This is a genomic window from Citricoccus muralis (assembly GCF_003386075.1).
Taxonomy (GTDB): Bacteria; Actinomycetota; Actinomycetes; order Actinomycetales; family Micrococcaceae; genus Citricoccus; species Citricoccus muralis.
On sequence record NZ_QREH01000001.1, the window covers coordinates 2,149,354 to 2,165,424 of the forward strand.

General features: G+C 69.8%; 13 protein-coding genes and 1 tRNA gene. 6 read left to right on the plus strand and 8 right to left on the minus strand.

What is annotated here, in order from left to right:
• Positions 1-3 precede the first annotated feature (3 nt).
• The gene (locus C8E99_RS09530; protein WP_211309015.1) at positions 4-1,335 is read right to left on the minus strand and encodes an MFS transporter; all 1,332 of its coding nucleotides are present in this window, start codon (positions 1,333-1,335) and stop codon (positions 4-6) included.
• Between the two features lie 244 nt (positions 1,336-1,579).
• On the opposite strand from C8E99_RS09530, the gene C8E99_RS09535 reads away from it, so the two are divergent.
• A complete protein-coding gene (locus C8E99_RS09535) occupies positions 1,580-2,548 on the plus strand; it encodes a DUF559 domain-containing protein (protein ID WP_147301214.1) in 969 nt (322 codons plus the stop codon).
• Positions 2,549-2,735: 187 nt separating this feature from the next.
• Here the strand turns inward: C8E99_RS09535 and dcd are convergent, their stop codons facing one another.
• Positions 2,736-3,317, minus strand: coding sequence for a dCTP deaminase (gene dcd / locus C8E99_RS09540; protein ID WP_115932089.1), 582 nt, complete (start codon positions 3,315-3,317; stop codon positions 2,736-2,738).
• A 141-nt stretch (positions 3,318-3,458) separates the two neighbouring features.
• Here dcd and C8E99_RS09545 point away from each other — a divergent pair.
• The 5 genes from C8E99_RS09545 to C8E99_RS09565 all read left to right on the plus strand — a co-directional run bounded on the left by C8E99_RS09545 (position 3,459) and on the right by C8E99_RS09565 (position 8,178).
• Positions 3,459-3,529: transfer RNA gene (locus C8E99_RS09545), tRNA-Gly, on the plus strand.
• 75 nt (positions 3,530-3,604) lie between these two features.
• Positions 3,605-4,615, plus strand: coding sequence for an AEC family transporter (locus tag C8E99_RS09550; RefSeq protein WP_115933378.1), 1,011 nt, complete (start codon positions 3,605-3,607; stop codon positions 4,613-4,615).
• A gap of 82 nt (positions 4,616-4,697) precedes the next feature.
• Positions 4,698-5,858 carry a hypothetical protein gene (locus C8E99_RS09555; RefSeq protein WP_115932090.1) on the plus strand — a complete coding sequence of 387 codons (1,161 nt, stop codon included), beginning with the start codon at positions 4,698-4,700 and terminating at the stop codon, positions 5,856-5,858.
• A 222-nt stretch (positions 5,859-6,080) separates the two neighbouring features.
• The gene (locus C8E99_RS09560) at positions 6,081-7,403 is read left to right on the plus strand and encodes a glycine cleavage T C-terminal barrel domain-containing protein (RefSeq protein ID WP_115932091.1); all 1,323 of its coding nucleotides are present in this window, start codon (positions 6,081-6,083) and stop codon (positions 7,401-7,403) included.
• Positions 7,390-8,178: an IclR family transcriptional regulator gene (locus C8E99_RS09565; RefSeq protein WP_115932092.1), complete on the plus strand. Its 789-nt coding sequence runs from the start codon at positions 7,390-7,392 to the stop codon at positions 8,176-8,178. The genes C8E99_RS09560 and C8E99_RS09565 overlap by 14 nt, the downstream gene beginning before the upstream one ends.
• A gap of 56 nt (positions 8,179-8,234) precedes the next feature.
• Here C8E99_RS09565 and C8E99_RS09570 read toward each other — a convergent pair whose 3' ends face one another.
• The 6 genes from C8E99_RS09570 to C8E99_RS09595 all read right to left on the minus strand — a co-directional run bounded on the left by C8E99_RS09570 (position 8,235) and on the right by C8E99_RS09595 (position 16,026).
• A complete protein-coding gene (locus tag C8E99_RS09570) occupies positions 8,235-8,711 on the minus strand; it encodes a flavodoxin domain-containing protein (RefSeq protein ID WP_115932093.1) in 477 nt (158 codons plus the stop codon).
• Positions 8,712-8,756: 45 nt separating this feature from the next.
• Complete coding sequence (locus tag C8E99_RS09575; RefSeq protein WP_115932094.1) at positions 8,757-10,874, minus strand: NHL domain-containing thioredoxin family protein; 2,118 nt, start codon at positions 10,872-10,874, stop codon at positions 8,757-8,759.
• A 188-nt stretch (positions 10,875-11,062) separates the two neighbouring features.
• Entirely contained in the window at positions 11,063-11,944 is an 882-nt protein-coding gene (locus C8E99_RS09580; RefSeq protein WP_115932095.1) for a hypothetical protein, read from the minus strand.
• A 77-nt stretch (positions 11,945-12,021) separates the two neighbouring features.
• Positions 12,022-14,127, minus strand: a complete 2,106-nt coding sequence (locus tag C8E99_RS09585) for a bifunctional copper resistance protein CopD/cytochrome c oxidase assembly protein (RefSeq protein WP_115932096.1) — start codon at positions 14,125-14,127, stop codon at positions 12,022-12,024.
• Positions 14,128-14,260: 133 nt separating this feature from the next.
• Positions 14,261-15,172 (minus strand): copper resistance CopC family protein, encoded by a 912-nt coding sequence (locus tag C8E99_RS09590; RefSeq protein WP_115932097.1) that lies wholly within the window; start codon positions 15,170-15,172, stop codon positions 14,261-14,263.
• A gap of 92 nt (positions 15,173-15,264) precedes the next feature.
• The gene (locus tag C8E99_RS09595; protein WP_245952233.1) at positions 15,265-16,026 is read right to left on the minus strand and encodes a hypothetical protein; all 762 of its coding nucleotides are present in this window, start codon (positions 16,024-16,026) and stop codon (positions 15,265-15,267) included.
• Between the last annotated feature and the right edge of the window lie 45 nt (positions 16,027-16,071).

Consider the following 16,071-nt stretch of genomic DNA (forward strand, 5'->3'; position numbering starts at 1 on the left):
GGGTTAAAGCGTGTCCTCGGTCTTGGGATCCCGCACCCGGACCAGCAGGGCCATGCCGGCGATCAGCACCAGCAGGATGGCGGGGACCATGTACCGCGAGTCACCGGTCAGGGCGATCCCCACGGAGATCAGGGCCGGCGTCAGGAAGGACACCGCCCGCCCGGTGGTGGCATAGAGGCCGTAGATCTCCCCCGCCCGTTGCTCCGAGGTCAGCCTGCCGAGGAAGGATCGAGACGAGGACTGTACGGGTCCCACGAAGAAGCACAGGAGCAATCCGAAGATCCAGAAGGCCGTGGTCCCGTTGAGGAAGAAGATAACCCCGGCGGTGATGATGAGACCGACCAGAGACCCCATGATGACGCGCTTCGGCCCGATCCGGTCGTCGATCCAGCCACCGGCGAAGGAGCCGGCGGCGGCCACCACGTTGGCGGCGATGCCGAAGATGAGGATGTCGGCCGGGTCCACGCCGTAGACCGTGGTGCCGAGGATGGCGCCGTAGGCGAAAACGGCGGCGACGCCGTCACGGAACACGGCCGAGGAGGCCAGGAACCAGAAGGTGTTGCGCTGATGACGCCACAGCCCCTCGATGGTCCGCCACAGACGGCGGTAGGACTCGAGCAGGCTGACCTTCTCCTCCTCGCCGGATCCCCGGTGTTCAGGGGTGTTGAAGAACAGCGGCAGGGCGAAGACGATGAACCACAGGGCTGAGAAGAGGGCCACCACGCGGATGTTCATCGCGTCGTCATTGGTCACTCCGAGCCAGTGCGTGTCCCCCGCGATGAAGCCCACGTAGAGGATGAGCAGCAGGAAGATCCCGCCCACGTAGCCGGCACCCCAGCCGATGCCGGAAACCTTGCCGATGGTCTTCGGGGTGGCCACCTGCAGCAACATGGCGTTGTAGTTCACCCCGGCGAACTCGAAGGCCACATTGGCGGCGGCGATCAGGACCACACCGAGCAACAGGTACGCCTCGTCCGGTCGGACGAAGAAGCACAGGGCCGTGAGCAGGATGACCACGCCGGTGTTGATACCCAGCCACAGCTTGCGCCGTCCGCCCCGGTCCGAGCGCTGGCCCATCACGGGCGCGGTGAGCGCCACCACGATGCCGCCGATCGCGTTGGCCGCGGTGAGCCACTGCGTGCCTCGGTCATCCGGCCCGAACGAATCCGAGGCCAGGTAGGTGGCGAACACGAACGTCACCATCACCGCATTGAAGGAGGCGGAGCCCCAGTCCCACAGCGCCCACGCGGTGACGTGTTTCCGGTTCAGCGGGCGGTCGATCGGACCGGCGTCCGCCATGGCCGTGGGCGACTCCGGTGCGTTGGGTGTGCTCATGCGGGCATGCTACTTGGCTGCCGGGGCCGGACCGTGAACGGCCGGCATCGACGCGACGGCATTCCCGCCGCGTGGCCTCCACATCAGTTGCTGGATTACACCCCGGTGTTGCGGTCTAGCACCGGGGACGTCCTCAACTACTGGTGGTTGGCCACCGCCCCGGCCCACCGCTGACCCGACCGCAGTTGTCCACAGGTTGTCCGGTCCGGACCCGCAAGACCTCCCACCGGACCACGATGGCTTCATGGTCCATCGACGCGCACTGCCGGAACCGCTGCAGCACACGCCCTTCACCCGCGCTGAGGCACGTCGCCATGGAGTCAGCAGGAAGCGTCTCGAGGCACGGGACATCGTTCGCCTCGGCCACGGGTTGCTGGCATCCTCGTCGGTTGACACCGGATGGCCCGCCGGCTTTGCCGAACCCGGCCACGGAATGGGTCGGCTGTCCCTGGCCGCGCTGGCACGACAGTTTCCGGATGCGGTGTATTCCCATGGCACCGCCGCCCTCGTGTTCCGTCTGCCCCTTCCGGACATCGTCGCTTCGGACAGGACGATCCACCTGACGTGGTGTAGTGGGACTGGCGCCGCCCAGCGCAAGGGCATCACGGCCCATCGCTCACCGGTGCCAGAAGAAGATCGGGTGCAGTTCCGGCGGCTGCCACTGACCAGCCCGGCGAGAACCTGGGTGGACATGGCCAGTCTCCTGGACCTCACCGACCTCATCATCCTGGGGGATGCCATCGTGAACAGACCGTGGGACCAGGATCGGCGGGTTGACGGCTTGGCAACCCTGGCTGGGTTGTCCGACGCACTACTCAGGGCAGGCTCGGTCAAGGGAGTCCGCGATGCAAGGGTCGCGCTGGCGAGATGCCGTGTCGGCGCAGACTCGCCACCGGAGACGTTGACGCGGCTGGCACTGGTGGATGCAGGCCTTCCCGAACCGGTCGTGCAGCTCAAAGGGGATCCCAGCGACCGCTTTGCCCCGGCGGCAGACCTGGGTTACCGAAATCAGAAGATCGCTATCCAGTACGACGGAAAACACCATCGCACGGCATCACAACAGGCCTCCGATGCCTACCGAGATGCGTGGTTTCAGGAACGCGGATGGCTCGTGATCCGCCTGACGTCGCTCGACCTCGGCCAGGGTTTCAGTCGCTTGATCCAAGTGGTTCGCCGCCGGTTCGAGGCTCACGGCAACTCAGCCACGGCGTAGGGCACCGCTGTTGGTCATCAGTTGCTGGATTCGACCCCCGTGACCGGGTCAAACATCGGGTACGAATTCAGCAACTGATCCACAGCTGGCAAGGCGACCCTCGTCACGCCCTGCATCAGTGGACGCCTCGACAGCCCCACCGTCCGGAGCAGCCACAGCAGCCTCAGCCGATGATGTGGACGGCCCTTCAGCGTTCGATGACGGTCCGGTGGAAGTTCTGGTGCGAGCGGGACGCCGTGGGGCCGCGCTGTCCCTGGTAGCGGTTCAGGTAGGGGCCGGAGCCGTAGGAGTGCTCGGCCGGCGAGGACAGCCGGAAGAAGCAGAGCTGGCCGATCTTCGAACCGGGCCACAGCTTGATCGGCAGGGTCGCCATGTTGGACAGCTCGAGTGTCACGTGCCCGGAGAAGCCGGGGTCGATGAAGCCGGCGGTCGAGTGCGTCAGCAGGCCCAGCCGGCCCAGCGAGCTCTTGCCCTCCAGGCGGGCGGCGACGTCGTCCGGCAGGGTGACCTGCTCATAGGTGGAGCCCAGCACGAACTCCCCCGGATGCAGGATGAACGGTTCCTCGGGGTCCACCTCGACCAGCCGGGTCAGTTCCTCCTGCGGTTCGGCCGGGTCGATGTGCGCGTATTTGTGGTTGTCGAAGAGCCGGAAGAACCGGTCGAGGCGGACGTCCACGCTGGAGGGCTGGACCATGTCCAGGACCAGCGGGTCCAGTTGGATGCGTCCGGCGTTGAGTTCGGCCCGGATGTCGCGGTCTGAGAGAAGCACCTACCCAAAGTAGCGCAGGGCCCGCCAAGGTGCGGAAGCAGTGCAGAATCGGACACCTCCTGGGCTCCGTGTCCGGCAGTGACCTGCGGGGGAATCCGTGTAAGCTGGACTGCGCGTGACAGGCCGATCAGGCCGTGTCCTGCGGGCGTAGCTCAATGGTAGAGCGCTTGCTTCCCAAGCAAGATACGCGGGTTCGATTCCCGTCGCCCGCTCTCTTTCTGCCCGGGGTGCGCCCGATCCGGCCGGATCCAGCCTCAGGGACGGAACCGCAGGGGAAGGGGATGCCGGTGCTGGAGGTCATCTCCGGATTCACGGTCGTCTGGGTGATCATCCTGGTCGGCTACGTCACCGGCCGCTCCAGGGTCCTCGGTGACCACGGTCAGCCGGTCCTGTCCCGCCTCGCCTTCTTCGTGGCCAGCCCCGCCCTGCTCTTCGACACGCTCTCCGCCGCTGACGTGCAGTCCGTGCTGGGCCCGCAGCTGCTGGTCGCCGGCATCTCCGCCTTCGCCGCCGCCGGCCTCTACCTCCTGCTGGCACGGTTCATCCTGCCGAAGCGCGACGGCTCGGAGACCGTCATCGGCGCCTTGAGCGCCTCGATGGTCAACTCCGCCAACCTCGGTATCCCCATCGCCGCCTATGTACTCGGCGACGCCGCCCTCGCCGCCCCGGTGCTGATCTTCCAGCTCGCCATCTACACCCCCATCTACGTGGCGTCGCTGGACTCCACGACCCTGGCCGAGGCCCGCCGCCGCGCGGCTGCGGAAGGCCAGTCAGGGCACGACGCCGGCCGCTCGCCCGGTCCGAAGCGCCCGCCGAACCGGTGGGTCGCCTTCTGGCGGCAGGTCGGCCACATCGCGGTGAACCCGATGATCATCGGCTCGGTGCTCGGACTGGCCTTCTCGGCGACCGGGTGGTCCCTGCCGGAACCGATCGCCGAATCCGTCAGCCTCATCGCCGGCGCGTCCATCCCGGCCATGCTGCTGGCGTTCGGCATGTCCCTGGTCGGTTCCAAGCCCTTCGAGAAGGCCGCTGGCCGCCGGCCGGACGTGGCGCTGGCCTCCGTCATCAAGCTGCTGATCCACCCGCTGCTGGCGTGGGTCGTGGCCGGGCCGCTGTTCGGGATGGAGGGCAACGAGCTGCTGATCGCGGTCGTCCTGGGCTCCCTGCCCACGGCGCAGAACGTGTTCGTCTCGGCCTCCCGCTATGAGACCGGCATGGTGGCCTCGAAGGACACGATCCTCATCACCACCGTCGTGGCGATCCCGGCCATGATCGCCGTCGCGCTGATCTTCGCCTGAGCGCGGCACCCGGTCCAGACCCTAGCGCCGCTGCGACGTAGCGCTGCGGCTGGCGCAGGCCGCCCATCCTAGGATGGCAGTCATGCCAGAGGTCAGAGACGACACCGCCATCGGGACCGGCGGTCAGCCGGCGCAGGACGGGCCCGGAGGACGAGACGCCGGCGCAGCGGGGAACCGCCGCGGGCGGACCCTGGGCCCGGCCTGGGCCTGGTGGGGCGGCGGCGCCGCGTTGGCGCTGGTGGCCGGGGGCATCGCGATCGCCACAGTGAACACCACTGTCTACTCGCCCGAGGCCCAGGTCGAGGACTACCTGGCAGCGCTGGCCGCCGGCGAGGGTGGGACCGCGGTGGCCCTGGCCTCCGGTGATACTCCCGAACTGGCGCCCGGCACGGCCACAGACCTGTTGCAGGGCGAGCCGTTGATCTCCGGCATGGCAGCCCTCGGAGAGCTCACCGTCTCCCGCGGTGAGGACACTCCGGAGGGTCGATCGGCCGAGGTCCTGGTCGGTTACACCGTGGACGGCGAGGAGCACAGCACCACCTTCACGGTGGAGAAGACGGGCCGCGATTGGCTCTTCTTCGACCGGTGGCGGATGGCGGAGGTTCCGGTGCAGTCGGTCCAGGTGGTGCCGACGCAGTTGCCGCCCGAAGCCGCGTCCGGTCCGCTGACCGCCTCAGTGAACGGCATCCAGGCACCTCTCGTGACCGAGCAGGAGGAGACGCCCGGGCGGTCCTTCGCGGTGCTGCCTCCGATGGTGGTGGAGGCCGGCTTCGAGAGCACCTACCTGCGGGCCGAGCCGGCCCGACTGGTCGTGGACCACACCGCAGCCACCACCGACCCGTCGGCGGATTCCCTCACGCTGGACCTGGCGCTGCAGTACACGGACGCCGTCTCCGCTGAGGTCAACGAGCAGCTGGACCGCTTCCTCGCCGGCTGCACGGAGCAGAAGGTCCTCAATCCCGCCGGCTGCCCCATGGGTTATGACACGGTGAACCGGATTCCGCCGGAGTCGATCACCTGGTCCATGGCCGGCGACCCCCAGGCCAGCGTGCCCGAACTGCCTGCCGAGGGCGACGATCTCACGGCGGTGGCACCCCTGGAGGCGGAGGCCATCCTGTCCCTGAGCGAGATCGACCTGGTGACCGGCGAGCAGCGCACGGTCGAGCACCGCGAACCGTTCACGCTGGAGGCCGAGCTCACCGTCACCCCGGACGCGGTGCGTTACACGCCGAACGTTCCCTGACGCCGTCGGGCACACCGACAGGAAAGCGAGGGAAAGACGATGAGAGGACCACGGCCCAAAGACGGGGCCGCACCTCTTCCCCGGGACTTTCGACGCCGCTACGGTGGTCGCACCAGATGCGCATGACGGAACGGTGTTCATGATGCGCAACGTCTGGCGAGGCTGTCCGGCCGTCGCCGCGGCAGCCTCCCCGCCGCCCACAGCGCCCAGAGGATGACCCCCATGCAGAACACCCACCCCAACGTCCCCTCGATCGACCAACAGGACCGCACCGTCCCGATCAACCTCCGGCAGTCCGGTCCGACCCCGGTCCAGATGCTGATCGACACCCGCGTCCGCAAATCGCCCTATTGGCACCTGTCCATGGAGGCCGGCTGCTGGCGGGCGTCCGTCTACAACCGCATGTACCACCCGCGCGGCTACGTCCGGCCGGAGGACGGCGGGATGATGGCCGAATACGACTCGCTCGTGAACCACGTGACCCTGTGGAACGTGGCGGTGGAACGGCAGATCCGGGTCCAGGGCCCCGGCGCCGAGGACTTCGTGAACTTCGTCATCACCCGGGACGCCACCAAGATCCCCGTCATGCACGCCCGCTACGTGATCCTCTGCAACGAGGACGGCGGGATCCTCAACGATCCGGTCCTGCTGCGCGTGGCCGAGGACGAGTTCTGGTTCAGCCTCTCGGACTCCGACCTGCTGTTCTGGCTCCAGGGCGTCAACGTCGGCCGCCGGTTCGAGGTGGACATCCGCGAGATCGACGTCTCCCCGGTGCAGATCCAGGGCCCCAAGTCGCTGGACCTGATGGCGGACCTGTTCGGCCCGGCCGTGGCCGAGCTGCCGCCCTACGGCCTGCTGGCCGGTGACGTAGGCGGCTGCCCCGTCATCGTCTCCCAGACCGGTTTCAGCGGGGAGAAGGGCTACGAGATCTACCTGAAGGACTCCACGCTGCATGCCGAGACCCTGTGGAACACGGTCCTGGAGGCCGGCAAGCCCCACCAGCTGGCCGTCGTCGCCCCGGCACACCACCGCCGGATCGCGGCCGGGATCCTGTCCTGGGGCCAGGACATGGACCAGGAGACGCTGCCGTTCCAGGCCAACCTCGGCTACCAGGTCCCCCGGCAGAAGGCTGCGGACTACATCGGCAAGGCCGCCCTGGAGGAGGCCCGGCGCCAGCTCGAGGCCGGCACGCCGCCCTACACCCACCAGCTGGTCGGCCTGCGGCTGGGTGGCAAACCCATCGAGGAATACGCGCCGGACTTCTGGCTCATCAGCGCTACCCACGACGGCGGCCCGGGCGAGCCGGTTGGCTACGTCACCTCCCCCTGGTTCTCGCCGGAACTCGGCCAGAACATCGCCATGGGCTACGTCCCGGTGGAGCTCACCGCCCTGGGGACCCAGCTGTGGGTCCAGCTGCCGGACGAGTACTCCGATGTCCCGGGCAGCCCCGTGGCCGCCGAGGTGGTCGAGGTCCCCTTCCGGCCCTCCGTCAACCCGAACCAGCGCGAGATCCTACGCCAACGGGGGCTGGATGCCGCCGTTTGAGGACGAGGGCGGTGGCGCCTCCGGGGTGCAGTCCGTGGACCGGGCCGCCACCGTCCTGCAGATCCTCGCCCGGGAGGGCCGGGCCGGGGTCAGCGAGATCGCCGCGGAGATGGGCATCCACAAGTCCACGGCCTCCCGCCTGCTCGGGGCCCTGGTGTCCCGGGAACTGGTGCAGCAGGACCATGACCGCGGCAAGTACCAGCTGGGGTTCGGCATCCTGCGCCTGGCCGCCGCCATCCCGGGGCGGTTGAACCTCGTCCAGGAGGCCGGGCCCCTGCTGCAGGACCTCGCCACCACGGTGAAGGAGACCGTGAACCTGGCCGTGCTCCGCTCGGGCTACGCCGTCAACGTGGACCAGGCCCTCGGCCCGTCCACCCTGGCCACGCAGGACTGGATCGGCAGCCTGACGCCATTGCACGCCACGGCCTCGGGCAAGGTGCTCTTGGCGGCCCTGTCCACGGAAGACCGCCGGCGCTTGCTGCAGGGCAGCCGCCTGCCGCGGTTCACCTCCCGGACCATCACCTCACGGGCCCGGCTCGAGGAGGAACTGCTGGAGGCCGCGCACGCCGGGCATGCCGTGACCCGGGAGGAGTACGAGATCGGGCTGTCCTCGGTGGCCGTCCCGGTCCACGACCACCGGGGTGGAGTGATCGCGAGCATCAGCGTGTCCGGCCCGGCCTTCCGGTTCTCCCCCGAGGGCGATCCCTCGGTCCTGGAGGCGCTGCACCGGACCGGCCTGGCCGCGAGCCAACGGATGGGGTATTCGGCCGGCTGACCCGGCCCACCGGTGCGCGTGGTGGTCTCGCTGTCATCCAGCAACTGGAGGGAGAATCAGTGGGCTCCGCGGTCGGACAGCGACTTGCCCCAGGCTTCGATGGCGTCCCAGTTGCGGAAGTCGCCGTACTGGCCCTTGACCAGCTTGAGGCTCAGCTTGTCCAGGAAGCCGAGCTTCTCCTCGGTCAGGGCGCCACGCAGGTAGGCGGTGTCCCGGGGCCCGTAGGAGTCGATGGTGGCCTGCAGCCGCGGGTTGATCGAGGGCGCGGCGCCGGAGGCGAGGATGAACAGGGACTTGTCCGCCAGCTCGGCGCGGTGGGTGTCCAGGAACGCCTTGCCGGTCTTGTCCAGCGCATCACGGTAGATCGGCAGGGCCACCACCACGGCCTCGACCGTCGCGAGCCACTTCGGGGCGTCCTTCGGGTGCTCCACCACGGTGGTCACACCCTTGTTCACGCGCAGGACCTGGGCGATCCGTTCGGCGATCTCTCGGGTGGATCCGTGCTGTGAGGAGGCTACAACCAGGGTGGTCATGGGACATCTGCCGCCTTCGGGTGTTGGGTGCGGTGCTGGCGCTTGTCAGTGTATCCCGCGCAGGTCCAGGTCCAGACGGGTCTCCGGCACCGGACCGGATGCAGTGGGGTCAGTCTCGGCCGCGGTCGCGGACGGGATCGCGGCAGAGCCGGTTCCGGCGTGCACGGTCACCGGGATGCCCCAGTCCTGCTGGTAGAGGTGGCAGGCGGCGTGGTCCGGGATCGGCTGGCCCTTCTCGCCGTCGCAGGAGGCGGCGCGCGCGGTGATGTGCAGGACCCCCTCGGCCACCTCCGGGTTGATCCGCAGGGTGCGGTGCAGTCCCGTGGAGGTGCCCTCGCCGCCCAGGAGCAGGTTCTCCGGGGAGGAGGAGATCTTCAGCTGCGTGGGGTCGCCCCAGCGGTCGTCCAGCTTCTGCCCGGTCGGCGCCTTGAACGCCACCGCCAGCTCCACGTCCCCGGCGGCGATGGCGGTCCGGGGACGCTGGGTCTGCAGCGCGCCCTCGTCCACCTGCAGGTACTCCTCCGGCACGGACAGCCGAACCAGCTGGTGGGCGTTGGTCTCCACCACCACGATCGAGGCGGGGTTTCCCTCGGCATCCGGCTCGACCAGGATGTCGGATGGCTCCTTCAGCCCGCGGGCCACGGTGGACACCTCGGCCTCCGTGGCGCGGCCGTCAGCAGCCACCCCGGCTGGGGCATACCGGCGGATGGCCCCGTTGTAGGTGTCCGCCACCAGCACGGAACCGTCCGGCAGCGCGGCCACGCCCAGCGGGTGCTGGAAGCGGGCCTGCTCGGCGGCCCCGTCGCGGAAGCCGAAATCGAACAGTCCGGTCCCGACGGCGGAGCTCACCTGGCGCTCCCGCGCTTCCGAGCCGGCGGCCGGGGTGATGGACCGCAGGGCAGAGGACTCGGAGTCCGCCAGCCACAGGGTGCCGTCGGCCGACTCGGCCAGCCCGGAGGTCTGGGCGAACCAGGCCACGTCCGGGGCGCCGTCCTCGAGGCCCTCGAGTCCGGTGCCGGCGTAGACGGCGAGTTCCGCAGTGCGGGGATCGAAGCTGAAGATCTGGTGGGTGCCGGCCATGGCCACGATGAGGGTGTCCTCGGCGGTGGACCAGAGCACGTCCCACGGGCTGGACAGGGAGGTCTGCAGCGGGTCGGTGCCGAACGGCTCGAGGGACACCGCCGCCCCGTCCTCTCCGGACCCCTCGTCGGCGGAGACGCGGGCCCGTTCCGGGTCGATCAGGCGCTGTACACCATTGCCGGCCAGGGTGGTCACCGTCCCGTCCGCGAGGCTCACGCCGCGCAGGCGGTGGTTGACGGTGTCCGCCACCACCACGTCGTAGCCCACCGCGGTGGCGACGTCCTCGGGCAGCAGGGCCAGACCCTGGGGCTCATTGAAGAGTGCCGTCTCCGGGCCGCCGTCCGTGATCCCCTTGGTGCCCTCACCGATGGTGCGCAACACGGTGGTCAGGTCATCCGCCAGTTCGACGAGGCGGTGGTGGCCGGTGTCCGCCACCAGGAACGTGCCGGGCTGGGAGCCGCGGTCACCCAGGGCGATGGCCTTGCCAGGGAACTTGAGGTCCCGGATGACCGGCTCCGGGGGGACATAGGGGCCGTTGCCGCGATGCAGGGTGCCCTTGGCCTCGTGCTCGGCCACCAGCTCGTTGACGAGCGAGGTCAGGCCGGCCACGTGGCCCTCACCGGAGAGGTGCGCGGCAATGTAGCCCTCGGGATCCACGACGACGAGGGTCGGCCACGCGCGGGCCGAGTAGGCCTGCCAAGTGGTCAGTGTGGGGTCGTCCAGCACCGGGTGCTGGATGTCATAGCGTTCCACGGCGGCGGCGAGCGCCTCCGGGTCGGCCTCGTGGTCGAACTTCGGCGAGTGCACGCCCACCGTCACGAGCACGTCGTGGAACTCCGCCTCCAGTGGCCGCAACTCGTCGAGCACGTGCAGGCAGTTGATGCAGCAGAAGGACCAGAAGTCGAGGATCACGATCTTGCCGCGCAACGACTCCAGGTCCAGGGCCGTGCCGCCGGTGTTCAGCCAATTGCGACCGACGAGCTCGGAGGCGCGGACGCGGGAGGTGGCCCGGGGGGTGACGACGGCGGGAGCGGCATCAACGGGGGCTGCTGTGGTGACCGGTTGGTCGGCAGAGGTGCTCATGGGCTCCATTCTCGCCCCGGCCTCACCTCGGTGGCCAACGCATGAAGTCATACAACGCCCACGGCTGAATCGGGCCTACTCCTCGTGACCCTGGTCCCGGCTCATCTGGCCGTCAGCGGGTGGGGCCTCGCCCGGCGGCACCGGTGACACCGCGCCGGGGCTGCTGGACGCCCGGTCCACGGTGAGGTTCAGAGCGCCCCTTCGGCGGCAGCCAGGATCTGCTCGGCAATGGCGGTGAACTCCTCGCCGGCCACCTCCGAGTCGCCGATGAAGGAGACCATGACCACGTGCTCGGCCGTCTGTCCGATCAGCACGTGCGCCGTGGTCTCCGCGCCCCCGCCGGCCGGGGTGCGGGTCCACACCAGGCCGGAGTCCACCCCGTCTCCCTTCGCTGCGGAGGTCCGGGCGGTGAAGTCGAACGTGGACTGCTGGAGGTTCGAGTCCGTGACGGTCATCGTCAGCTCGGGACAGTCCGCCACGAGCCGCTCGACGTTGGCCAGGTGGTCCTCCACCACTCCGGCGTCCTCGAGGGAGGCGACCTCCACGGTGCCCGTCCCGGCGAACGTCTCGGAGCCGAAGTCCAGCCGGGAGGCGTCCGCGCCCGGCATGAGGATGGGCGACCAGTCCACCGCCGTCAGCGGGGACTTGCAGCTGGCCGGTTCCACCGAGGTGCCGGAGGAGTTCGTCTGGCGCAAGCGGGCGTCCTCACGCGTGGCGGCGATCTCGGTGTCCGTGGCGGAGACCTGGTTGGTGAATCCGAAGCTGGCGGCCCGCTCGGCCGCGGCGCCCACCGCGGCCTGGTCCGCCCGCGCGTCGGCGGCCTCGGTCTCTGCGGGCTCAGCGGAGGAGGTGCCCGACGCCGGCGACCCACCGCCCGCGCCCGCCCCGTCTTCCGCTCCTTCTCCGCTCTGTCCGTCTTCACCTGCGGTCGGCATGGCGCTACCGGACGGATTCTCCGCGGTGATCCCGTGCGGGTTGGCGGGGACGCCGCCGTCGTTCCCGTCCTGGTCGCTGACGCCACCCGAGCAACCCGCGAGGACGAGCATCCCGGCCAGGCCCAGTGCGGCCATCCGGGCACCTGGGCGTGGCAACCGGCGGGCACCGACAGAGTTCCGCCTCTGCTGCGGGTGGCGGGGGGAACGCGTGGTCATCGGCGGGGCTCCTCATTCTCGGCAAGGTCTTCGTACATGCGGTTCCAGGCCTTGAGCTCGGCCTCGTCATTGAGGTCGGCCTTGCGGTCCAGCCGCTTGGTCTCCTTGGCGTCCGTGCGGGACCACATCACGGCCACCGCCACCGCCATGAGCACCGTGGGCACCTCGCCGATCCCCCACATCACGGCACCGCCGATCTGCTGGTCGGCGATGGCGGAGGTGCCCCAGTCTCGTCCCGTGGAACCGAACCAGGAGGCCTGGAGCAGGGATTCAGAGGAGGTCATGGCCACCCCGATGAACGCGTGGAAGGCCATGGTGGCCAGCAGGATCACCAACCGGAGCGGGTAGAGCGCCTTGCGCGGCAGCGGGTCGATCCCGATCATCACCGAGGCGAAGATGTAGCCGGTCAACAGGAAGTGCACGTTCATGAACTCGTGCCCGAGGTGCTCCTGGAGCGAGAAGCCGAAGAACGGCGTGTAGTAGAACACCAGAATCGAACCGGCGAAGTTCACGGCGGCCACCACCGGATTGGTGATGAACCGTCCGAAGGGCGAGTGCACGATCCACAGGATCCACTCGCGGGGGCCGCGGGTGCCGTCCGTGCGGCTGGGCAGGGAACGCAGGGCCAGGGTGACGGGGGCACCGAGCACCAGGAACATCGGCGAGATCATGGTCAGCGTCATGTGGGCCACCATGTGGGCGCTGAACAGGACCTGGCCGTAGATCGCCGGGGAGCCGGACGTCACCCAGAACAGGATGGTCAGACCGACCACGAAGGAGATCGTGCGCAGCACGGGCCAGCGGTCACCGCGGCGGTGGAGCCGGACGGTGGCGCGCACGTACCAGAGCACCAGGAACGCGATGATGGCGACCCACAGCCAGTCGAAGCGCCACTGCGTGAACCAGGTTTCGAGGGTCAGCTCCGGGGGCAGGTCGTAGCCGGTGAGGATGCGGGCCGGGGAGGCGTCCGGGGCGATCTCCTCTGGGACGGGCGGAGAAGTGCGGGAGAGCACGGTGGCGAGCCCCATGATCCCCGCCATGATCGCCGCCTCCACCGCGATCAGCTGCCAGAGCAGGCGCTTGGCGGCCGGCGGCGGAGCGGTGGTGCCGGTGGCCAGCCGCGGAATGACCCACAGCCGGTGCATCAGGCCGATCAGGCCGAGCAGCACGGAGCCCACGAGCTTGGCCAGCACCAACACGCCGTAGGGACTGGTGAGCTGCTCCAGCGTGTTCATGCGGATGGCGGCGTTGACCACTCCGGACAGGACCACGGTGGCCAACCCCAACCCGGCCAGGAGCGAGTATCGGCTGACCACGGTGTAGATCAGCGGTTCGGGACCCTGCCGGTGGGCGGAGGGCTTGCCGCTGGCACCATCCGGGCCGTGCAGCTTCGGGGAGACCAGGGCCAGGACGATCAGCCCGCCGATCCAGACGACCACCCCGAGCAGGTGCAGGCCGATCGAGTTGACCGCCCCGTTGTGGTCATCCCCGGAGGCCGAGTGGCCGATGAGGGCCAGGGGCACGATGCCGACCAGGCCGAGCAGGGCGGTCCAGGCCAGGCCGACCGTGGAGCGGACGGCCAGGGTCAGTGAGGTGATGACGGCGGCCAGGACCGTCACCGCGGTCCAAGCCTGGCCCACGGAGATGTCCTGCAGGTAGCCGACGAGGCCGGAGGTGAATGAGGCGCTGGGGTCCAGGGGCATGCCGGCGAGGTCCGAGTAGGACAGCACCAGCACGGCGAGGGCGGACAGCGTCCAGACCACGGAGGCCGCGGTGGCCACCTGCATCAGCCGGGTGAAGGCCGGATGTTCGCCGTCCTCTCCACTGCGAGGGCGCTGGCCACGGGAGGGCGGCATGATGGCGCAGGCGAAGATCAGCGCGCCGACGGCGGTGGGCATGGCCAGGTTGTTCACCATCTCCGCCACCGGCAGTCCCCAACGGGTCAGGGCTCCAGGGTCAGAGAGCTGGTCCACGGCCAGGATGCCTGTCCAGGCGGCGGCCAACACCAGGCTGACCGCGCCGACGACGCCGGCCACGGGCCACAGCCACACCGGCGCGGAGGTGCCCCGCTCAGCGGTTGGGGAAGATTTCACAGTATCCATTCTCTCGCAGGTGGTTCCTGCCGGTGGCGGCCCGGGGCGGAGGTGCCCCGGGCCGCCCGGTGCGATGCAGGTGCACTACAGCGCGGTGCTCTGGAGTGCGGTGTTCTGTCCTGCACCGCGGTGCTCTGGCCGGTCAGCGGACGTTGGTTCCCGTACCGCTCGATCCGCCATCCGTACCGTCCGTACCCGCGTCGCCGTCGGATCCATCGGCACCACCCGCGCCGTCCGGACGGCTCGTGGGACCAGTGGAGCCGGTGTCGATGGCCCTGGCCTTGCGGAACACCATCAGCATGGCGACCACCACGACGAGGACGCCGCCGATGGCCGCCGGCCAGACCCAGCCGGCGACGGGGCCGGCGGGTGCCTGGCTGTCCTCGGCGGTGGCCTCGCCGGACGCCGGGTCGGCGGCCGCGGCGCCGGGTTCGGCGGTGGCCACCGTGGTCGCCGTGGTCGCGGAATCCGTAGCATCCGCGGCGCCGCCGGTGCCTGCCGTGGAGCCGGCACCATCCGTGGCAACCCCCGCGCCAGCGGCGCCGGCATCACCCGGGGTGGCGTCCGAGGAGACGGGCGCGTCCGGGTTCGGCACCCCGCAATCCACCGGGGCGCCCGATTCGGGTGCGGAGGGGTCCTCGAGGGTGAACTCGTAGCCCTTCTCCTCGGAGTGGCCGTCCGAATACACGACGCGGTAGTCCACCGTGTATTCACCGTTGGGCAGGCCCTCACACAGGGCGGCGGTGAGACTCGGGCCAGTGACCTGGGCTTCACCGTCCTGCCACTGGTGGCCGTCCTCGTCCGTGACCGTCACGAGGTTCTGGATGCCCTGGCCGGTGGTCAGGTTCCCGGAGAACTCCAGGCCGATCTCGGCCGGGGCTTCGAGGACGGCGGTGCCGACCGCCGGATCGGCGGACAGCAGCTGGTCGTGTGCCGCCGCCGGGGTTGCCGTGGCCAGGGCGAGCAGCGCGGCGGCCGAGAGGGCCGCCGTGCCGGCGCCGATGCCGCGGGCGCGCGGGGGGCGTTCAGGGTTGGTGATTCTGTGAGTGTTCATGGTGTCCTTCACAGCCCGGGCCGAGAACGGCACCGGGCAGGTGTCTGCCGGATGGAGGGTGGGGTTTCCCTGGCCGGCGGATCAGTGGACGATCAGGCGGCCAGGGCGAACTCCGGCGGACCGCGCAGACGTTGCGATGCCAGGAGCACCTCATCCGGCCGTCGCGCCACCCGGACGGCACGGACGGCTACCCGGCGGACGGGGACGGCCGGGACCCACCGAGCCAGCCGAGCGCCCGGGGACCGCAGGACGAGCCCGACGGCGAGTTCCGCCACCCGCGCCGCGAGCAGTTCCCCACGGCGCAGGACCAGCACGGTCCCGACGGCGGCCAGCACGTGCGCGAGCACCATGGCCGCGGAGAGCGTGGTGAGGGCGTCGTCGGCGACGACAGGGCCCGGCAGACCGGCCAAGGAGTTAGAGCCGAGATGGCCGGCATGGTTTGCAGAGCCGATCAGGCCTGCAGCCGACCTCAGTCCGCTGAGGGCGCTGGCGTCGGCGTCGGCAGGCACGGCGGCGATGGAGTAGAGCCAGTGGAAGAGCAGTTGGCTGGCACCCACACCGGAGGCCAGGCGCCACCAGGACAACCGGCGCCCGGCCAGGGCGGTGCAGAGGGGTCCGGCCAGCGCGAGGGTGAGGATCCAGACGATCGGAGCCGGGCCGGCGTCGTGCAGGTGGTCTGGGACGTGGCCGTGCGCGGGCACATCAGCCGAATATGAGGAGATGGAAGCGACGGTGTGCGATCCGGCGGCCCAGAGGGTGGCGATGACGGCGGCAGCCCAGCCGCGCAGCAACCGGGCGGGGCCACGCACGGGTGCGGGGCGGGGCGCAGGGTACCGAGCCTGGTGAGTGGCCACCGTGCACCTCCCTGGCATCGAGCGCTTGGACCGTCCTCTATGCTA